This is a genomic window from Kribbella orskensis, from assembly GCF_004342085.1.
Lineage (GTDB): Bacteria > Actinomycetota > Actinomycetes > Propionibacteriales > Kribbellaceae > Kribbella > Kribbella orskensis.
In genome coordinates this window covers 184,994-203,812 of record NZ_SLWM01000012.1, presented here as the reverse complement: position 1 = coordinate 203,812, position 18,819 = coordinate 184,994, and the positions used below count along the sequence as shown (strand labels likewise).

The window sequence follows — 18,819 nt, the reverse complement described above, 5'->3', positions numbered from 1 at the left end:
GCAGACCAGCAGACCCACGCTGCCCGCCCACCGAAACACCCAAATCACCCAAACTCAGACCGCTGAACCAGGCGGCTCCACGGATCGAGGCTTAGAGGTTCTTCCTGAAGAAGTGGTTGGAGTGGCCGGGTGGGTAGTCGTGCTTGACGGCGTACTCCTCGTAGCCGGCCCGGAGGTAGAACCCCGGAGCCTGGAAATCGAAGGTCGTGACCTCCGCCCACCGGCACCCGTGCCGTCGGCCCTCCTCCTCGACCGCCCGCAACAACTCGAGCCCGATCCCACGCCCCCGAACCTGCTGATCCACCCACATCGTGTCGATGGTCAGCCAGTGCCACACCCGCTCCACCCGCGCCGCACAACCACCGACCAACGCGCCGTCTGCCCCCACCGCGAACACCTGAACAGGCTCGGACCGCAGATTCTCCGGCTCGAACCGCCTGCGCACGATTTCTGACCGGCTCTTGTTGAACTCGACCAGCCGGTCGGTCATCTCCTCCTCGAGCCCGCCATCCACCCCGGACCGCAACTCCCACCCGCCAGCCCCATCCACCCCGACAGCCTGATCCCGCCCCCACCCCCCAGGCAACCCGATTACCAACCAACCCGCCACCCGCACGACTCGCGCGCCGACCGGGTCGGCTGGGTGTGGGGTGGGCCTGAGGCGGGCTGGGCGGGTGGTGTTGGCGTGGGTTGGCTGTCTTGGGAGCGGCAGGGGGTTGGTTGGGGGGTTGGGGGGATCTGCGAGGATCGGGGGTGAGGTTAGGTGGAAGGACTCGTCGGGCGATGAACGAGCAGTACGGCGGCGGTCAGGGTGACGAGCCCCCGCGGGACGACCGCCCAGGACCGTACCGAGGCGTCTTCGGCTCGCCCGGCCAATCACCCGGCTCACCACCCCCGCCACCCCAGGGTCCCCCCGGCCAGAACCCCGCGGCGCCCGGCGGGAAGCCCGGTCAGGGGTCAACGCCCTATGGCGGGCAGCCCGGCCAGGACCCGACGCGGTACGGCGGGGACGCCGGGCAGGACCCCACGGCGCCAGGCGGGTATCCCGGGCAGGACCCCGCGCAATACAGCGGGCAGCCCGGGCAGGACCCCGCGCGGTACGGCGGGCAGGGAGCTTCGCCGCATGGGGAGGAAGGGCGGGGGCACTCGCAGCAAGGGAGTCCGTGGGGGTATCGGGCGGAGACTGAGGCTGTGCCCAAGCAGGTGACTGTGGCGGCTGCGATTTCCTTGGGGCTTGGGGCGCTCTGTGTGCTTGGGGGGTTGTTCTCGCTGACTTCGGCGGGGGCGCCGATGGCTGAGATGTTGATGGGGTCGAAGGACGCCACCGGCTGGTTGTTCGTGGTGTTCCTGCTGTGCGGGGTGGCCTACATCCTCCCGGCGGTGTTCCTGCGCAGAAGGCGGAACTGGGCCCGGAATCTGCTGATGGTCGTCGCCACCTTCGGTATCGCGGGCGGGGTGACCGCCCTCCCCGGCAGCATCCTCGGCCTGGCGATCCACGTCACCCTCCTGGCGCTGATGCTCCAGGGACCCACCAAAACCTGGTTCCTGGGAGTCCGCCGCTGATGGAGATCTGGATCAACCCGGCCTGCTCGAAGTGCCGAGCCGCCACCGCCGCCCTGGATGACTCCGGTACTCCGTACACGGTCCGCCGCTACCTCGACGACCCGCCGACCGCCGACGAGCTCACCGACGTACTGGCCCGCCTGAACCTGGACCCCTGGCACATCGCCAGGATGAACGAGAAGCCGGCCGCTGCCCTCCGCGACCTCCCTCGCGACGAGGCTCACCGCGCGGACTGGGTCGCCGCCCTGGTCGCCGATCCCATTCTCATCCAGCGCCCGATCATCACCTCCGACGACGGCACCACCGCCATCGCCCGAGACCCCGAAACCCTCTCCCGCTTCCTCCGCCCCTGATCGCTCGCGCCTCAGGGAGCAAGGGACCCGCACGGAGAAAGGTGTCAGAACCGGGCAGCCGGCTGGCTGGTCATGGCTTTGAAGGCCTGTTCGGCGATGGCGGCGGACTGCAGCAGGGCCTCGCGCGGTACGCCGGCTGCCGCGTGGACGGCATGACCTTCGGACACCACCATCAAGAAGCGGGCCAGCGCGTCAGGGTCGGCATCGGCTGGTAGGTCCTGCTGCTCGATAGCCAGGCGGAACCGGTCGGCGAATGCCTTCTCCCCGGCGAGCCGGCTGGCCGCCAGGAACTGCGCGACGTCCTGGTTCTCGGCACTGCAGGACAGGCCGCCCTGGATCGACAGGCACCCGTTCGGTTTGTCGTCGAGGGTCACGGCAGTCACGTTGTCGCGCAGGAACCGCTGGACGACGAGGAGCGCGGTGGGTTCCTCGAGGGCTGCCCGCGCGTAGGCCATCTCGTGCTCGGCGTAGTGCGCGATCACCCGGCGGAAGAGGTCTGCCTTGCCGCCGTACACGGAGTACAGGCTTGGTTTGTTGACGCCCATCGCGGTCGTCAGGTCGGTGATCGACGTGCCCTCGTAGCCCTGCCGCCAGAACACCTCGACGGCGCGCTCGAGTGCCTCCTCCTCGTCGAACGTGCGCGGTCGTCCTCCCGGCATCTGCCACCTCCTGGCTCACGGCCGAGAATAGCAGTTCTTAACCGCTCGGTTCAAAAATTTGCGTGAACCCTCAACCGCTGCTAGTTTTTAGTTTCTAACCGAACGGTATGAAACTGAGGAGGCGGATCATGAGCAGCAGTGCTGAGCGGACCTTGGGGCGGGTCGGCGTCTGGAGCATGGAACTGCGCAATGCCGGGCGGCCGGGCGTCGCCGAGGCGGCGGCCGAACTCGCCGACCGGGGCATTACCGCCCTGTGGATTCCGGGGCTCGACGGCCGCGGAGTCTTCGACGACACCGACGAGCTGCTGACTGCATCGCCCAAGACGTACGTCGTGCTCGGTGTCCTCGGCATCTGGCGACAGGAAGCCTCGGTCTTGTCGGCCCGGGTGCAGGAGCTGGACCTCCGTCACGGGCCGCGGACAATCGTCGGCCTCGGGGTGAGTGACCGCAACGCGGCCGCGGCGGTGGGTCGGACGTACACCAGTCCGGTCGGTGCCGTCAGCGAGTACCTCGATGAGCTGGCTCAGGAGCAGAGCCCGATCGCTCGGGAGCGTCTGCTGCTCGGGGCACTCGGTCCTCGGATGGCGCAGCTCGCAGCAGAACGCACCGCGGGGATCCATCCGTTCCTGGTGAACCCGGACTACACCGCGAGGATGCGCGACCGGCTGGGAAGCGACGCGATCATCGCGCCACATCAGGCGGTCGTGTTCAGCGCGGATGCCGAGCAGGCTCGCGCGGTCGCCCGCGACCAGCTCGGGATGTTCGTCGGGTTCGATGCCTACCGCAACAATCTTCGGCGGCTCGGCTTCACCGACAGCGATCTCGTTCCGGGCGGCAGCGACCGGCTGATCGACGCGCTGGTCGCCTGGGGAGATGACGAGGCCATCGGCCGGCGACTCCGCGAGCACCTTGACGCCGGGGCCGACCACGTCGCCGTACAGGTACTTCCCACCGCACCGGCCGACAACGGCCTGCCGTCACCGGGTGGCGACGGCCTTCCCCTGGCGGGCTGGCGGCGACTGGCGGACCTCTCCGCCGACCTCACCTGACCTCTCCACCCCACCTCACATCCACCTCACCTGACACCCACTTCACCTGAGCTTCCGGCCGTTCCCGGCCGGCACCATCGAAAGGATCCCCCTCATGGGACAGCTGGACAACAAGGTCGCACTCGTCACCGGTGCCACCAGCGGTATCGGCCTGGCGGCCGCGCGGCGGCTCGCGACCGAAGGCGCACACGTCTTCATCACCGGTCGCCGCAAGCCCGAACTCGATGCCGCGGTGGCCGAGATCGCGGCCGTCGCCGGTGACCGGGTCACGGGCGTCACGGGTGACGTCGCGAACCTGGACGACCTCGACGCGCTCTACGGCTCCATCGCGCAGTTCGGCCGCGGCCTCGACATCGTCTACGCGAACGCGGGAGGCGGTGGCTTCGTGCCGCTGGAGGCGATCACTCCCGACGACTTCGACCGCACCTTCGGCATCAACGTCCGCGGCACGCTCTTCACCGTACAGAAGGCGCTTCCGCTGCTGAACGAGGGCGCCGCGATCGTCCTGGCCGGCTCCACCGCCGCCACCGATGGCACCCCGGCCTTCAGCGTGTACTCCGCAACGAAGGCCGCCATCCGGTCCTTCGGCCGGACCTGGGCAGCCGAGTTGGCGCCGCGCGGGATCCGGGTGAACACCGTCATCCCCGGCTCCACGAACACGCCGGGTCTCGCCGGACTCGTACCGGACCCAGAGCAGGTCGGGGCGGTCCTGGGGGCGATGGCCGCCGGGGTGCCGCTCGGGCGTCTCGGGGAGCCCGACGAGATCGCCAACGCCGTCCTGTTCCTCGCCTCCGACCAGAGCAGCTTCATGACCGGCGGCGAGATCTTCGTCGACGGCGGCAGCAGCCAGATCTGAGCGCAGGGTGCCGGTGGAGGAGATTCCATCGGCACCCCCGCCGGACCTCAGAGCTTGGTGAGGCGGGTGAGGGCTTCCTCGAGGATGTGGGGTTGCTTGCAGAAGGCCCAGCGGACCAGGGGGCGGCCGGCGTCCACGTTGTCGTAGAAGACCTGGTGGGGGATGGCCACCACGCCGGTCTTCTCGGGCAGCATGCGGCAGAACTCGACGCCGTCGGTGTAGCCGAGGGGACGGACGTCGGTGGTGACGAAGTAGGTGCCCTGGGGGCGGTGGACGCCGAAGCCGAGGGATTCCAGGCCGTCGCAGAGCAGGTCGCGCTTGGCCTGCATCGTACCGCGCAGCTCGTCGAAGTATTCGTTGCCTAGGGCAAGGGCGCCGGCGACGGCCGGCTGGAAGGGTGCGCCCGAGACGTAGGTGAGGAACTGCTTGGAGGTGTTGACCGCAGTCACCACCTCGGGAGTCCCGGTGACCCAGCCGATCTTCCAGCCGGTGACGGAGAAGGTCTTGCCCGCACTGCCGATGGAGATCGTGCGCTCGGCCATCCCGTCGTACGACGTGAGCGGGCGGTGCTCGAGTCCGTCGTAGATGAGGTGCTCGTAGACCTCGTCGGTGATGACGACCAGGTCGTGCTCGATGGCGACGGCGGCGACCCCACGGAGTTCCTCGTCGGTGAGCACCGTGCCGGTCGGGTTGTGCGGTGAGTTGATCAGCAGCACCTTCGTGCGCGGGGTGACCGCGGCCCGGAGTTCGTCGAGGTCGAGGCGGAAGTCGGGCGCGCGCAGGGTGACCGGCACGCGGTGGCCACCTGCCATCGCGATGCACGCCGCGTACGAGTCGTAGTACGGCTCGAGGGCGATCACCTCGTCACCCGGTTCGACGTACGCGAGCAGGGCGGCGGCGATCGCCTCGGTGGCGCCGGTGGTGACCAGGACCTGCGTGTCCGGGTCGTACTCGAGCCCGTAGAACCGCTTCTGGTGGTCGACGATCGCCTGCCGGAGGGCGGGGATGCCGCGACCCGGCGGGTACTGGTTCGCGCCGGACCGGATGGCCGAGATCGCGTCCTCGAGCAGGGAGTCCGGGCCGTCGGTGTCGGGGAACCCCTGGCCGAGATTCACCGAGCCCGTGCGGACCGCGAGCGCGGACATCTCCGCGAAGATGGTGGTGCCGAGACCCTGCAGCCGCTGAGCGTGTTCGCGCATGGCTCCGACCCTAACCCGGCATCCCGGTGCCCGCAGCCACCACGTTCGTCAGCGCGTAGTCGTCCTTCACCGTCAGTCGACCACGAACAGGAACGCGTTGTACGTCGAGTCGAGGAACGACCTGCCGGTGTGCTCGATCCGGCCGGACATTCCCCGCCGCTGACCATCCGAAGCAGTCGTTTCGTCCTGGCGGACGCAGTCTGGCACTTTCGATACCGGCCGTTCCATGCATCATGAGACTCGAGGGAGGCCGCCCATGACCGAAGAGAGTGGGACTGTACCGGCAGTGCGCGTGGCGCTGCTACTTGCCGCCGGACGAGGACTTCGCATGCGGTCCACCCACCCGAAGGCATTGCGCCGGGTAGGCGGCATCAGCCTGCTGGAGCGCTGCAGCAAGGTGTTGCGCCAGGCCGGGGTCGAGCGAATCGTCGTCGTGGTCGGTTACCGCGCAGAAGATGTCATCGCCGCGATCCAGGCTCGGAACCTGCCGGTGGAGGTGGTGACGAACGCGGACTGGCAGCACGGCACTGCCTCCTCGGTGCTGGCCGGCCTCAGCGCGGTCGGCGACCGACGCTGTCTGGTGGTGATGGGTGACCACGTGTTCGAGGCGGAGGATGTCCGGCGGCTGGTCCGGACGACCGGTGGCAACGTAGCGGCCGTGGACCGCGACGTCGATCGACGGTTCGGTGGCCTGAGCGGGGCCCGCCCGAACAGGATCCTGCTGCGAGACGACGGGTGCGTCGCCTCCCTAGGGCCCGACCTGGACGAGTACGACGCGGTAGACGCGGGCCTGACCGTCGTCGAGGTGAGCGACGTGCTGGCGGTGGCGGGCCGTGCGTCGGAGTCCTGGTTGGAGCTTCGGCAGGAACTGCTGGCGCAGGGCCACCCCGTTCAGTCCCGTGACGTGAACGGGTTGTGGGCCGATGTGGACACGCCGGAAACGGTGCGGGCCCTGGAACGGTCCATGTGGCGCCGCTACGGACCCAAGCCGACCGACGGTGTCATCGCCCGGGTGGTGAATCGCCGCATCTCCGGACCGCTCACCCGTCTGCTGTTGCCCACCGGCCTCACGCCTGACGCCGCGACCGCACTGGCATTCGCCACCACCCTGCTGGCAGCCGGGCTGGTGGCGACCGGCAACACCTGGCTGATGGTTGCCGGCGGCGTTGGCGTCGTCCTCGGCTCGGCACTGGATGGTGTCGACGGCGAGATCGCTCGTGTCAGCGGTACGGCGTCCCGGCGCGGCGCGACCCTGGACACGCTCCTGGACCGGTATGCCGACCTGTCGGTAGTCCTGGCCCTCGTCCTCGCCACTGGCGCGACGCGAACCGCTTGGGCCTGGGGATTCGCCGCGGCAACAGGTTGCCTGCTGGTGTCTTACGTCCACGCGGTCGGCCGCGACACCGACGTACGACTCTTGTTCCGCCGTGAGTTCCGGCTACTCATCTTCGCGGTCGCGGCTGTCGTCGGGCTGCCACTGTGGGGGCTGGTCGCTGTGGCCGTCGCAGCCCACCTCGACGTGGTCCGAGGTATCGACCTGCTGCTGCGAGCCATGCGCGAATGACCTGCTCTGATCAGCAGCGGCGGCGCGCGGCGTCAGGGGTGGGTTCGGAGGGCGTCGGCGGCTAGGTCGGCCAGGCGGGGGGAGGGCATGTCGGTGTTGGTGTGGGCCTGCATGGCGAGGGCGCCTACGAGAATGGCCGACAGGTCGTCGACGGTGATGTCGGGGCGGGCGTCGCCGGTCTGTTGAGCGCGGACCAGGAGGTGCCCGAGGGCTGCCGTCAGGTCTGTGCCTGCCGATGCCACGGCGCTCTTGAGGTCGCTGTCGGGGCCGGCCGCGGCCAGGGTGTCGAACAGGGCCTTGTTGGCCGTGCCCTCGAGGACCAGCCGCTTGAAGAAGCTGAAGAACGCGTGGCCGGGGTCGTCGGCGACCACCAGAGCCCGTGCCTCGACGGCTAGTCGCTCGAGCACAGTGAGAAGGACCGCCTCGATGAGAGCGGCCTTGGTCGGGAAGTGACGCGAGACCGTGCCGGTGCTGACCTCCGCGCGTCGGGCGATCTCTGAGATCGGGACAGCCAATCCCTGTGTCGCGAACGCGGCTTCGGCGACTTCCACCACCCGGGTGCGGTTCCGCTGTCCATCGGCTCGCAACGCCCTGCCCGGCTCAGCCATCGATCCCCCGTACTCGGACGCTGTATCGGACCGTTGCTAAACGGGATGCCCGTCCCGTATCGTCATATCCGGGATACACATCCCGGATAGTAACAGGAGGGTTCGATGGCGATAGCTGATCAGTCAGGCCGCACTGTGTTCATCACGGGAGCGAGTGCCGGGGTAGGCCGCCAGACCGCGATCGTTATGGCCGCGGCGGGCGCGACCGTAGTACTGGGGTGCCGTGACGCCGCCAAGGGCGCGGCGGTTCGGGAGCACATCCGGGCCGTGACGCCGGCCGCGCGGGTGAGCGTGGTCGCTCTCGATCTCGCCTCGCTGGCGTCGGTCCGCGATGCCGCGAGGCAGGTGTGTGCGGAGCACGATCGCATCGATGTCCTGATCAACAACGCCGGCGTGATGCGGTCGCCGCGCAGTACGACGGTTGACGGGTTCGAGCTCCAGTTCGGCACTAATCACCTGGGTCATTTCGCCCTGACCGGGCTGTTGCTGGAGCGACTGCTGCCAGTCGACGGCTCGCGGATCGTCACCGTCGCCAGTCCTGCGCACCGCCAGGGGCGCATCGACTTCGACGATCTCCAGTCGGAACGGCGGTACCGGCGCTCCGCGGCCTATGCCCAGTCGAAGCTGGCGAATCTCCTCTTCACCTACGAGTTGCAACGCCGGCTCGCGGTGGCTGGTGCAACGACCGTGGCCCTCGCTGCTCACCCGGGCGGCGCACGCACGGAACTCAACCGGAACCTGCCGTTCCTGTTCCGCGGCGCGTCGTGGGGACTTGCCCGCCCGATCACCCATCCGGTGGAGATCGGGGCGCTGTCGATCCTGTACGCGGCAGTCGACCCGGGGGTGCTGGGCGGCGAGTACTACGGGCCGAATGGTCGGTTCGAGTTCAAGGGGTATCCGACGCGGCTCGAGTCGACGCCCCGGTCACACGATGCCGCGAGTCAACGGCGGCTGTGGGAGGTATCTGAACAACTCACGGACGTGCGGTACGACGCCTTGGCGAAGAGCCGGTGAGTGTTCAGAGTTGGGAGAGGCGGGTCAGGCCGACGCAGGTCAGGCGGGGTCTTCGGCTGGGGTTTCGCTGTTGACCATGCGTTCCAGCCAGGCGCGGGCGGTGGCGCGGTCGGCAGGGGTGAAGCTGGCTTCCAGGTCGCGCTCGACCGCGCGGACGGCGGGGGTGGCGTCGGCGAGGCGCCGCTGGCCGGCGTCGGTCAGGTAGAGCTGCTGGGACCGGCGGTCGGTCGGGTTGGCGCGGCGTTCGAGCAGGCCTGCGCGTTCCATCCCGGTGATCAGCTCGTTCGCCGACTGCCGGGCGGTGCCGACCTTTCTCGCCAGTTCGGCGATCGTGCAGCCCGGCTTCTCGGCGAGCAGCAGCAGCGTGCCGTACTGCTGGACGGAGAGCCCGTGCTCGGCCAGGGCGGCGGCAGCGGCCGAGCGCATGCTCAGCCAGGCGTGCCGCACCAAGAAGGTGACGCAGCCGCCGTCCATCTCTTCGACGTGATCCATAGACCCCATTCTGCCCAGCGCGGCCGAAAAAGGAGATTGACAGGTTCCTGACGGTCATGTCAGGCTCGATACGTCAGGTACCTGTCAATCATAGGAGTGGGTCGTGCCACCTGTCGACCATCAGCGGCAACGCCGCATCCTTTCGATCCTCGTCGTGTCGGCGATCCTGATCTGGATCGACGCCACCGTCCTGGGCATCGCCCTCGAACGGCTCGCCGACCCTGTCACCGGGCTCGGCGCCACCCCCGGACAGCTGCAATGGGCGGTGGGCGTCTACTCACTGTTCTTCGCAACGGCGCTCTTCGCCGCAGGCGCGCTCGGCGACCGGTACGGCCACCGCACCGTGCTCATGACGGGCATGACCGTCTTCGGAGCGTCCTCGGCCTGGGCCGCCTGGGCGGACGGCCCGGTCTCGCTCATCCTCGCCCGCGCGCTGATGGGCATCGGCGGCGCCATGATCATGCCGACCTCGATGGCCATCATCGGCTGGACCTTCCCGCCGGAGCGCCGCGCCGGAGCGATCGCCGCCTGGTCGGCGTCGGCCGGGATCGGCGTCGCCACCGGCCCGGTTCTCGGCGGCGTACTGATCGACCATTTCTGGTGGGGTTCGGTCTTCCTCATCAACCTGCCGTTGGTGGCAGCCGGCCTGATCGGTACCGCGCTGGTGGTACCCAATCCCCGCAGTCCGCAACGCCGCCGGCTGGATCCACTCGGTCTCGGCCTGTCGACGCTCGGCCTTCTCGGTGTCGCGTACGGGCTGATCGAAGGCGGTCAGCGCGGTGGCTGGGGCCGCTGGCAGGTCTGGGGCAGCATCGCCGTCGGCGTACTGCTGGTCGCCGGATTTCTCTTCTCCGAATGGAGGGAACACCAGCCGAGCTTCGATCCCAGGCTGTTCCGCAACCGCCGCTTCGCCGCCGGCAACTTCGCGCTCGCCGCGCTGTTCCTCACCGTGACCGGGCAGAGCTTCTACCTCACGTTCTACCTCCAGGGCGCCCGCGGCATGACCGCCCTGCACGCCGGGTTGCTCTCCCTCCCCGGCGCGGTCGGCGTCGTTGTCGGCGCACCGCTCGGCGCCCGACTTGCCCGTCGCTTCGGGGTCGCTGTTGTAGCCGGTACTGCGCTGGCCGCGTTCGCGCTCTGCCACGCTCTCAACATCACCTTCGCCGTCGACACATCGCTGATCTGGTTCTGCGTAGTCGGCGGGATCGCGGGCACCGCGATCGGCGCGGCAGTCGCACCCACCACAGCGGCTGTCATCGGTGCCCTCCCAATGGACCGCATCGGCGCCGGATCCGCCGTGAACAACGCGATCCGGCAGGTCGGCAGCGTGCTCGGTGTCGCTCTACTGGGCACGATCCTGTCCAACGTCTACCAGCACAAGATCGCCTCATCACTCGACGACCTGCCTGCCGCGGTACGCGAAACAGCAGCCGGATCCGCCGAGGCAACCCGCCGTACTGCGGCCGCCATCGGCCGGCCCGATCTCGTCCAGTCGGCGAACGACGCGTTCATCCAGTCCATGCACATCGCCGCAACGGTCGCAGCAGCCTGCGCCCTCCTCGGCGCCGTCGCCCTGGCTTGGGCCTTCCGCACCAATCGCTCTGAATCCGCAGCACCCGCCACCACGGCACCCGCCGCTGCCGCGTCGGCCACTGGCGCGCCCGTACCTATGCCCGCCGCGCCCGTACAGGAGGCTTCGGCGCCAGATGTCGCCTGATTGAGGGAGCCGGCCAGCGGGCCGGCCACGGCAACAAGAAGCGTGCGGTGGGTTCCGGGGGAACCCACCGCACGCCCTTGTTCTACTGGCCCGCGCACCTATTACCGGGCTCTGGCCGTCAGTTCCACGGCCCCGGTGGCGCCGGCGGGACAACCGGTGGGCGGTCTTCGCAATGACCTGGCGCGCCTGCGTCCGCGGTCCAGCCGCCGTCGTTGCTGTCACCGACCAGCCGGACGTCGAACTCCGGCGTACCGGTGAAGTGGAACGTGCCGCAGTTGTTGATGAACGGCGCTCCCACGTTCCGGGCATCGACATTCTCGAAGGTAGCCCAGCCGCCGACCCGGGCATTCACCACGTTCGTCCCGGTGCCGTCCACCTTGACATTGCGCACGGCAACGTTCGTCACCGCGTAGTCGTCCTTCACCGGCCAGTCGACCACGAACAGGAACGCGTTGTACGTCGAGTCGAGGAACGAACTGTCGGTGATCTCGATCCGGCCGGCCATGTTCGACTGCAGCGCGTAGAGCCAGATCGCGCCGAGCCCGAGATCCCAGTTCAGATCACGCGGACCACCGCGGACCGTGGTGTTCCTGGCGAAGGACAACGTTCCCTCGAACGGCGTCGAGTTGAACCGCGACCCCGCGTGCAGGGTGCTGCCCTCGCGGATCGGGTCGGCGACCAGGTTGTCGGTGACGGCGTTGTCGCGGCCGCCGTAGATGGCGATGTTGTTCGCGAGCACCGGCGTCTGGACGGTGTTGTGGTCGTAGACGTTGTTGTGGTTGACCAACCCGTTGGGATTCGCCTCCGACCACATCGCGAGCCCGTCGTCACCGCTGTTGCGGACGAAGTTGTTGGTGGCCCGGACGTTCGAGACGCCGAGATGCAGGTTCATCCCGTCCGCGATCGCGTCGGTGACGACGTTGTTCCGGATCAGCAGCCCGTCCATCGGGCCGTCCAGCCAGATGCCCACCTTGGTGTGGTGCAGGTAGAGGTTCTGGATGGTGGAGCCGCCGCCGATCGCGCCGCCGATGCCGTTCACCTGGTCGGTGTCGATGCGCTCCCGGACGTCGCTCTCGATCGCGAAGTCGGACAGGTGCACCTTCGTGCTGCCGCCGTCGGCCGCGTACTTCCCGTAGAGGCCGGGCGCGCTGTGCACCGACTGGTCCGGCGCGGGCTGGGCGAGCGGCAGGACCTTGCCCTTGATGATCGTCCACCAGTTGCCGGCGCCGCGGACGGTGACCTTGTCGACCACGATGTGCCGGTTGACCTGGTAGGTGCCCGGCGGGATGAAGACGCTCCAGCCGAGCCTCTTCGCGGCCGCGACGGTGCGCTCGATCGCCGGCGCCGCGTCGTACCGGCCGGTCGGGTCCGCGCCGAAGAGCCTGACGGACAAGGACTTCGCGGGCTGCTTCAGCGGCTGGGCGACCAGCTCGAAGTCCACGACGTCGAGCACGTACCACGCGACCGGCAGGTTCCCCGGGACCTGGAACCGGACCTTGTCGCCCGCCTCGTACGTCTTGCCGAGCAGCACCCGCTGCTCGTCGTAGAAGTGGTTCGGCCGGAACGGCTTCGCCACCGGGTCCGGCTCGGGCTTCCACCAGCCCGGGTTCGGGTCGACGTCAGGGTCGTTGGAGAACGGATACATGCCGTAGAGCCAGGCGTACTCCGAGGTCAGCGTCATCGTCTGCTTGCGCTTGCCGTTGACCTTGACGTCGAGCGGCGCACGCTGGCCACCACCTGTGGCAGTGTCGGGAATGCTGTAGCGCAGTGTCAGCGCGTTGGCAGGCCGCGACAACGTGAACTCGACGTACTGCCCAGCAGCAGTCAGCCGTACTGCGGTACGCCCCGAAGCCTCGGCGGGCAAGGTGTAGGCCTCGCGGCTGGGCCCGATCTTCTCGCCGGTGGTGATGGCGCTCTCCGCCTCCTGCTCGACGAAGGGGACGGTTGCGCCGCGGCCCTGGACGAGCGCGGGGTCGAGCCCGGCGCGGGTGATCACGGGTGCGGTGGCCGGAGGATGGGCGGCCGCGGACGGGCCGGGGGACGCGCCGAGGGCGACGAGTACCGAGCCGGTCAGGGCCACCTGACGGATACGGGAAAGACGAGAACGGGACATTGGGCGACATCCCCCCAGCTCTGAGCTGCCGCACCCCGTCCTCGGGGCGCGACCGGCGTCACCGCCTGGAGCCGGACGATACGCAGACTGACGATCTGCTGCAAGATCTCGACAAACGAAAGTAATTTCCCGAGATCAGTCCTCCTCCAGTGCTACCTGTGGTTGGGGGCGGAGGGCTCGGAGCCAGAGTTCGGTCTGGGCGATGTGGGCCGAGGCCGCGGTGGCCGCGGCGGCGGGGTCGCGGTGGGAGATGGCCGAGAGGATCGCCCGGTGGCCGCGGTCGCTGGTCTGCTTGATGGCGTCGAAGTCGGCGCCCGGTTCGAAGATCCGGTAGTGGCCGCCGCGGCCGCGGATCACGCCGGTCAGCGCGGTGACGGTCGGGTTCCCGCCGGCCGTGCAGATCGAGCCGTGGAACTCGGCGTCCAGCGCCTGGATCTCGGCCGCGTCGGTGGTCGCCTCGAGCCGGTCGAGGATGTCGCTCAACCGCTTCTCCAGCAGGGGATCCTGCCGCGCGGCGGCCGCCGCGGTCGCGTGCGCCTCCAGCACCCGGCGGACCTCGAGAAGCTGCAGGACGCCCTCGAGCGGGATGAGCTCGACCGACAGCGAGAACCGGCTGATGATCTCGGCCGGGTCCAGCGCGGACACGTAGGTGCCGGAGCCGTGCCGCGACTCGATCACCCCGAGCGCGGCCAGCGATCGCGCGGCCTCGCGCAGGGAACTGCGCGACACGCCGAGGTGGTCGCACAGTTCCGGCTCCGGCGGGAACTTCTCGCCCGGCCCCAGCTCGCCCGACGCGATCATCTGCCGCAGTCCGGCCAGCGCTTTGTCCGTCGCTGCCATCAGCACCTCCCCATCGCAGGCCCTCATCGCCACCCTCGCGGCCAACTCGCCGCCAACACCCACAGCGTAAGCCCTCAGAGGTAAGTCCTCAGACCACTTGCGGTCAAGTCCACTGTAAGTCCTTGTCGTCGCAGCGCAATTCTGGCAGGGTGCTGGGATCGGTTGCCCGAGTCATCTGATGTCAGAGCAAACTCCGGCAGCCGACCGACCACCACGACTGGCCCACATCCCCTGAGGAGAAGCGCCATGCGCTACCGACAGATGTTCGCACCCCTGGCGGCTGCGGCCCTCATCCTGACAGCGACGGCCTGCGGTCCGGGCCCGGCCGAGAAGGCGAACGATCAGGTCACCCTGCAGATGGTCGAGAGTCTGACCAACCCGACCAGGACCACGTTGCTGAAGAAGCTGATCGCCGACTTCGAGGCGAAGAACTCCGGGGTGAAGGTCCAGCTGATCTCCCCGCCGACCAACCAGGCGGACCAGAAGATCCAGCAGATGCTCCAGTCCGGCAAGGGGGTGGACGTGCTGGAGGTCCGCGACACCACGGTCGGCCCGTTCTCCACCAACAAGTGGATCTACGACATGGCCCCCGACCTCAAGGGCTGGGAGGGCCTCGACGCCCTCACCCCGAACGCCCTGAAGGTCACCCAGCAGGGCGGCAAGTCGTACATGGTGCCGTACGGCTTCTACGGACTCTCGCTGTTCTACCGCAAGGACCTGGTCCAGCAGGCCGGGTTCACCGGCCCGCCGAAGAGCTGGGCCGAGATGGTCGAGCAGGCCAAGAAGATCAACGACCCGTCGAAGAACCGGTACGGCTACTCGTTCCGTGGCGGTCTCGGCGGTGGCGGCAACGCGATCACGGTGATCTCCGGCTACGTGATCGACGACATCAACAAGGACAACGCCTTCAAGCTGACCAGCGGCAAGACCATCTTCTCCTCGCCGAAGGCCGTCGACGCGCTGAACCTGTACGTCGACCTCTTCAAGACCGCGTCGCCGCCTTCGTCGGTCAGCTGGGGCTATCCCGAGATGGTGCAGGGCTTCACCTCCGGCACCACCGGCTTCCTGCTGCAGGACCCCGAGGTGATCGCCACCGTCAAGGAGTCGAAGACGATCAAGGAGGACCAGTGGGGTACGGCGCCGCTCCCGGTCGGGCCGACCGGCAAGGCGGCGCAGCCGCTCGCCAACGCCGGCTGGGGTGTCGCCGAGGGCAGCACCCACAAGAAGGAGGCGGTGGAACTGGTGAAGTTCCTGACCTCGGGTGACTCGGCGATGACGTTCTCCAAGGAGAACAGCCTGGTCCCGATCCTGAAGAGCGCCGCGGACGACCCGTACTTCAAGGACGGCCCGTGGGCGTCGTACGTGGCGATGAACTCCTCGCCGGACACCTACGTCGTGGTGACGCAGCCGCGCGGGGTGCCGTGGTCGACGGAGTGGGGCAACAAGGCCGACGCGGACGTGCAGAAGCTGATCACCGGCAAGGCGCAGCCCGCGGAGATCCTGAAGAGCTGGGACGACTACTGGACCAAGAAGTGGGCCGGTAACTGATCCATGGCTGTGACCGCAACGGAACGGCCGGCGGTCAGACCGCCGGCCCCCGGGCGCACGTCCGGCCGGCGGCAGTTCACCGGCCGGACCGCGCTGATCCTGTTCGCCTTCATGCTGCCCGCGATCTTCTTCGTCGGGCTGTTCACCTACTACCCGTTGCTGAACGGCATCTCGATGGCCTTCCGCAACTACAACCTGAACGACCTGTCCGACACCTCCTGGGTCGGGCTGGAGAACTTCCGCACGCTGCTCGGCGACGAGATGTTCCGCGGCACCGTGAAGAACTCGCTGGTCTGGGTGGTCGGCTCGCTGGTGCCGCAGTTCCTGATCGGGTTCACGCTGGCGTTGTGGTTGCGGCGGAGGTTCCGCTTCCGCGGCACGTACCAGGCGCTGGTGTTCTTCCCGTGGGCGGTGTCGGGCTTCCTGATCGGCATCCTGTTCCGCTGGATGTTCAACGGCGAGTTCGGCGTGGTGAACGACCTGCTGATGAAGACGCACCTGATCAGTACTCCGGTGCCGTGGCTGGCCGACGCCCGCTACGCGATGATCGCCGTCATCATCGCGAACGTCTGGTACGGCGTGACGTTCTTCGCCATCATGATCCTGGCCGCGCTGCAGTCGGTGCCCGAGGAGCTCTACGAGGCCTCGGCGATCGACGGCGCGGGCAAGGTCCGCACCCTGTTCAGCATCACCATCCCGTCGATCCGGACCACGCTGGCGCTGACAGTGCTGCTCCGGGTGATCTGGATCTTCAACTCACCCGAACTGATCTTCGGGATGACCGGTGGCGGCCCCGCGAACGAGACGCACATCGTCACGTCGTACATGATCCAGGTGACGCAGGAGGGCGACTACGGCCGCGCCTCCGCGATGGGCCTGATGGTCGTGTTCGTACTGATGCTGTTCGCGATCTTCTACCTTCTAGCGATCCGTCCGAAGAAGGCGATGCGATGATCCGCGACTACAGCACCGCCGGCCGGATCGCCCGGTTCACCGGACTCGGCATCTGCTTGCTCTTCACCCTGTTCCCGCTCTACTGGATCCTGGTCACGTCCTTCAAGGATCCGGGGACCATCTTCGCCTACCCGTTGAAGTACTGGCCCTCGCAGTGGTCGCTGGCCAACTACCAGGGCCTGTTCGAACAGTCGAACTTCGCGGTCTTCCTGGTCAACAGCCTGATCGTGTCCACCGTCGCGGCCGCACTGGCGACGGTGATCTCGCTGCTGGCGGCGTACGTGCTCGCGCGGTTCGAGTTCGTGTCCAAGGGCGCGGTGATGGGGGCGTTCCTGGTCACCCAGATGATCCCGGGCTTCATCGCGCTCGGCTCGCTCTACATCCTGATGACGAGGCTCTATCTGGTCGACAATCGCTGGGGCCTGGTCCTGGTGTACGTCGCGGTCTCGATCCCGCTCTGCACGGTGATGCTGCGCGGGTTCTTCGAGAACGTGCCGGCCTCGCTCGAGGAGGCGGCGATGGTGGACGGCTGCTCGCGGCTGTCCGCGTTGTTCCGGGTGCTGGTGCCGGTGATGACGCCGGGCATCGCGGCGTCGTACATCTTCAACTTCGTGAACTGCTGGAACGAGTTGTTCCTGTCCGTCACGTTGCTGAACAGCGACAGCAACAAGACCGTCCCGGCCGCGCTGAACGGCTTCATCAGCAGCTACAACATCGACTGGGGTTCGATGTCGGCCGCGGCGGCGCTGTCGATCATCCCGACGATGGTGCTCTTCGCCTTCGCCAGCCGCTACATCGTCGAAGGCCTGACCGCCGGCGCCGTCAAGGAGTGAAGGAACGGCGCCAGCTCCCAAACCCGCCACCGCCGCGGTGCGACGACTTCGTATGGCGCGGTGCCGGGTGCGGGCTCGCCGCCCACCCAGACGGTCGCCATGCCCAACTGCTCCGGCACGTCCAGGTTGACGGCCAGGTCGTCGAAGAAGGCGGCCCGGCTCGGATCGATCGAGAACTGCTCGACGAATCGCCGGTAGCTCTCGGGGTACGGCTTCGGGATCAGCTGACCGGCCAGGATGTCGAAGACCCCGTCGAAGTGGTCGCTCAGGCCGAGCCGGGCCAGCGCCTGCTCGGCGTGGTACGCGGACCCGTTGGTGAAGACGAACTTCCGGCCGGGCAGGGCCGCGATCGCCTCGGCCAGGAGGGCGTCGGCGCGCAGTACGGAGTAGTCGATGTGGTGCTCGAACTCCAGGATGTCGGCGGCCGCCAGACCCTCGGTGGTCATCAGTCCGCGCAGGGTGGTGCCGTGGGCGGCGATCAGCTCGGCCTGGATCCGGCGGGCGCCGGCGTCGTCGGTGCCGAAGTGCCGGCTGAGGATCCCGCGGATCAGCGCCTTCATCTGGTCCGCCAGGCCGTTGCTCGACGGATACAGGGTGTCGTCGAGATCCAGCACCCAGGTGTCGATTTCGGCCAGCATCCGTCCAGAGTAGTGACAGACTGGGCAGGTCATCGACGGAGGGACGAGGTTGTGGCGACTGCGCTCATCACGGGACCGACGGCCGGGATCGGGCGGGCTTTCGCGGACAAGCTGGCCCGCGAGGGGTTCGACCTGGTGCTGGTGGCCCGCGACGAGGCACGGCTGAAGGAGGTCGCGACCGAGATCAGCCGCCGGTACGGCGTCGCCTGCGAGGTGCTGGCCGCCGACCTGACGGAGCCCGACGAACTGGCCCTGGTCGAGGAGCGGTTCGTCACCGGGCCGATCGAGGTGCTGGTGAACAACGCCGGCTTCGGCCAGAAGAAGCCGTTCTGGGCGAACCCGATCGAGGTCGAGGAGAAGCAGTTCGACCTGCTCGTCCGGGTGGTACTGCGGCTCACCCATGCCGCGGTGCTGCCGATGATCGAGCGGGGATCCGGCGCCGTGATCAACGTGTCGTCGGTGGCCGGCTTCGTCCAGCGCGGCAGCTACAGCGCGCACAAGTCCTGGGTGACGAACTTCTCCGCCGGACTGGCGATCGAGCTGCACGCGAAGGGTGTCGCCGTGATGGCGGTCTGCCCGGGTTTCGTGCGCACCGAGTTCCACGAGCGGATGGGGGTGGACAAGACGATCATCCCGTCGTTCATGTGGCTGAACGCGGACGAACTGGTCGAGAGCGCCTGGGCGGACCTGATGCACGGCAAGGCGATCTCGATCCCGACCTGGCGCTACAAGCTGGTCGTCGCGGGCGCCCGCTACATCCCGCGCACCCTGATCGCCCGCCTCTCCACCGTCGGCCTGGACGGCCGCCGCCGCGCCTGA

20 protein-coding genes are annotated in these 18,819 nt (G+C 68.3%); 11 read left to right on the top strand and 9 right to left on the bottom strand.

Annotated elements, in window-relative coordinates:
• Positions 1 to 91: 91 nt before the first annotated feature.
• Positions 92 to 550, bottom strand: coding sequence for a GNAT family N-acetyltransferase (locus tag EV644_RS28320; protein WP_132192000.1), 459 nt, complete (start codon positions 548 to 550; stop codon positions 92 to 94).
• A 740-nt stretch (positions 551 to 1,290) separates the two neighbouring features.
• On the opposite strand from EV644_RS28320, the gene EV644_RS28315 reads away from it, so the two are divergent.
• Both EV644_RS28315 and EV644_RS28310 read left to right on the top strand, forming a co-directional pair.
• Complete coding sequence (locus EV644_RS28315; RefSeq protein ID WP_132191999.1) at positions 1,291 to 1,563, top strand: hypothetical protein; 273 nt, start codon at positions 1,291 to 1,293, stop codon at positions 1,561 to 1,563.
• Positions 1,563 to 1,916 carry an ArsC/Spx/MgsR family protein gene (locus tag EV644_RS28310; protein ID WP_132191998.1) on the top strand — a complete coding sequence of 118 codons (354 nt, stop codon included), beginning with the start codon at positions 1,563 to 1,565 and terminating at the stop codon, positions 1,914 to 1,916. The genes EV644_RS28315 and EV644_RS28310 overlap by 1 nt, the downstream gene beginning before the upstream one ends.
• A gap of 44 nt (positions 1,917 to 1,960) precedes the next feature.
• Here the strand turns inward: EV644_RS28310 and EV644_RS28305 are convergent, their stop codons facing one another.
• Positions 1,961 to 2,575, bottom strand: coding sequence for a TetR/AcrR family transcriptional regulator (locus EV644_RS28305; RefSeq protein ID WP_132191997.1), 615 nt, complete (start codon positions 2,573 to 2,575; stop codon positions 1,961 to 1,963).
• 128 nt (positions 2,576 to 2,703) lie between these two features.
• Between EV644_RS28305 and EV644_RS28300 the strand changes: the two genes are divergently transcribed.
• Together EV644_RS28300 and EV644_RS28295 are read left to right on the top strand one after the other, a co-directional pair.
• Positions 2,704 to 3,624 carry a TIGR03620 family F420-dependent LLM class oxidoreductase gene (locus EV644_RS28300; RefSeq protein WP_132191996.1) on the top strand — a complete coding sequence of 307 codons (921 nt, stop codon included), beginning with the start codon at positions 2,704 to 2,706 and terminating at the stop codon, positions 3,622 to 3,624.
• A 94-nt stretch (positions 3,625 to 3,718) separates the two neighbouring features.
• Positions 3,719 to 4,480 (top strand): SDR family NAD(P)-dependent oxidoreductase, encoded by a 762-nt coding sequence (locus EV644_RS28295; RefSeq protein WP_132191995.1) that lies wholly within the window; start codon positions 3,719 to 3,721, stop codon positions 4,478 to 4,480.
• A 47-nt stretch (positions 4,481 to 4,527) separates the two neighbouring features.
• Here EV644_RS28295 and EV644_RS28290 read toward each other — a convergent pair whose 3' ends face one another.
• Positions 4,528 to 5,679, bottom strand: coding sequence for a pyridoxal phosphate-dependent aminotransferase (locus EV644_RS28290; RefSeq protein ID WP_132191994.1), 1,152 nt, complete (start codon positions 5,677 to 5,679; stop codon positions 4,528 to 4,530).
• A gap of 72 nt (positions 5,680 to 5,751) precedes the next feature.
• Positions 5,752 to 5,886 (bottom strand): hypothetical protein, encoded by a 135-nt coding sequence (locus EV644_RS47265; protein ID WP_255511356.1) that lies wholly within the window; start codon positions 5,884 to 5,886, stop codon positions 5,752 to 5,754.
• 19 nt (positions 5,887 to 5,905) lie between these two features.
• Here EV644_RS47265 and EV644_RS28285 point away from each other — a divergent pair, with 19 nt between their 5' ends.
• Positions 5,906 to 7,243, top strand: coding sequence for an NTP transferase domain-containing protein (locus EV644_RS28285; protein ID WP_132191993.1), 1,338 nt, complete (start codon positions 5,906 to 5,908; stop codon positions 7,241 to 7,243).
• 32 nt (positions 7,244 to 7,275) lie between these two features.
• Here EV644_RS28285 and EV644_RS28280 read toward each other — a convergent pair whose 3' ends face one another.
• Positions 7,276 to 7,851 carry a TetR/AcrR family transcriptional regulator gene (locus EV644_RS28280; protein WP_132191992.1) on the bottom strand — a complete coding sequence of 192 codons (576 nt, stop codon included), beginning with the start codon at positions 7,849 to 7,851 and terminating at the stop codon, positions 7,276 to 7,278.
• A 105-nt stretch (positions 7,852 to 7,956) separates the two neighbouring features.
• Between EV644_RS28280 and EV644_RS28275 the strand changes: the two genes are divergently transcribed.
• On the top strand, positions 7,957 to 8,865 hold the full coding sequence (locus EV644_RS28275) for an oxidoreductase (protein ID WP_132191991.1): 909 nt from the start codon (positions 7,957 to 7,959) through the stop codon (positions 8,863 to 8,865).
• Between the two features lie 39 nt (positions 8,866 to 8,904).
• On the opposite strand, the gene EV644_RS47565 is transcribed toward EV644_RS28275, so the two are convergent.
• The gene (locus tag EV644_RS47565) at positions 8,905 to 9,357 is read right to left on the bottom strand and encodes a MarR family winged helix-turn-helix transcriptional regulator (protein ID WP_305000087.1); all 453 of its coding nucleotides are present in this window, start codon (positions 9,355 to 9,357) and stop codon (positions 8,905 to 8,907) included.
• A gap of 103 nt (positions 9,358 to 9,460) precedes the next feature.
• Between EV644_RS47565 and EV644_RS28265 the strand changes: the two genes are divergently transcribed.
• Positions 9,461 to 11,074 (top strand): MFS transporter, encoded by a 1,614-nt coding sequence (locus EV644_RS28265; RefSeq protein WP_199240030.1) that lies wholly within the window; start codon positions 9,461 to 9,463, stop codon positions 11,072 to 11,074.
• Between the two features lie 118 nt (positions 11,075 to 11,192).
• Here EV644_RS28265 and EV644_RS28260 read toward each other — a convergent pair whose 3' ends face one another.
• Entirely contained in the window at positions 11,193 to 13,187 is a 1,995-nt protein-coding gene (locus EV644_RS28260; RefSeq protein WP_132191990.1) for a glycosyl hydrolase family 28-related protein, read from the bottom strand.
• Between the two features lie 135 nt (positions 13,188 to 13,322).
• Positions 13,323 to 14,027, bottom strand: coding sequence for a FadR/GntR family transcriptional regulator (locus EV644_RS28255; protein ID WP_132191989.1), 705 nt, complete (start codon positions 14,025 to 14,027; stop codon positions 13,323 to 13,325).
• A 246-nt stretch (positions 14,028 to 14,273) separates the two neighbouring features.
• On the opposite strand from EV644_RS28255, the gene EV644_RS28250 reads away from it, so the two are divergent.
• Genes EV644_RS28250 through EV644_RS28240 form a run of 3 tightly spaced genes read left to right on the top strand, consistent with a single transcriptional unit; the run spans position 14,274 to position 17,362 of the window.
• Complete coding sequence (locus EV644_RS28250) at positions 14,274 to 15,575, top strand: ABC transporter substrate-binding protein (RefSeq protein WP_199240029.1); 1,302 nt, start codon at positions 14,274 to 14,276, stop codon at positions 15,573 to 15,575.
• Positions 15,576 to 15,578: 3 nt separating this feature from the next.
• Positions 15,579 to 16,529 carry a carbohydrate ABC transporter permease gene (locus tag EV644_RS28245; RefSeq protein ID WP_132191988.1) on the top strand — a complete coding sequence of 317 codons (951 nt, stop codon included), beginning with the start codon at positions 15,579 to 15,581 and terminating at the stop codon, positions 16,527 to 16,529.
• Entirely contained in the window at positions 16,526 to 17,362 is an 837-nt protein-coding gene (locus EV644_RS28240) for a carbohydrate ABC transporter permease (protein ID WP_132191987.1), read from the top strand. Before EV644_RS28245 ends, EV644_RS28240 begins: the two co-directional genes overlap by 4 nt.
• Here EV644_RS28240 and EV644_RS28235 read toward each other — a convergent pair.
• Positions 17,320 to 18,000 carry a pyrimidine 5'-nucleotidase gene (locus tag EV644_RS28235; protein WP_132191986.1) on the bottom strand — a complete coding sequence of 227 codons (681 nt, stop codon included), beginning with the start codon at positions 17,998 to 18,000 and terminating at the stop codon, positions 17,320 to 17,322. The two genes, EV644_RS28240 and EV644_RS28235, sit on opposite strands and share 43 nt — an antisense overlap.
• Positions 18,001 to 18,051: 51 nt before the next feature.
• Here EV644_RS28235 and EV644_RS28230 point away from each other — a divergent pair, with 51 nt between their 5' ends.
• Positions 18,052 to 18,819 (top strand): SDR family NAD(P)-dependent oxidoreductase, encoded by a 768-nt coding sequence (locus tag EV644_RS28230; protein ID WP_132191985.1) that lies wholly within the window; start codon positions 18,052 to 18,054, stop codon positions 18,817 to 18,819.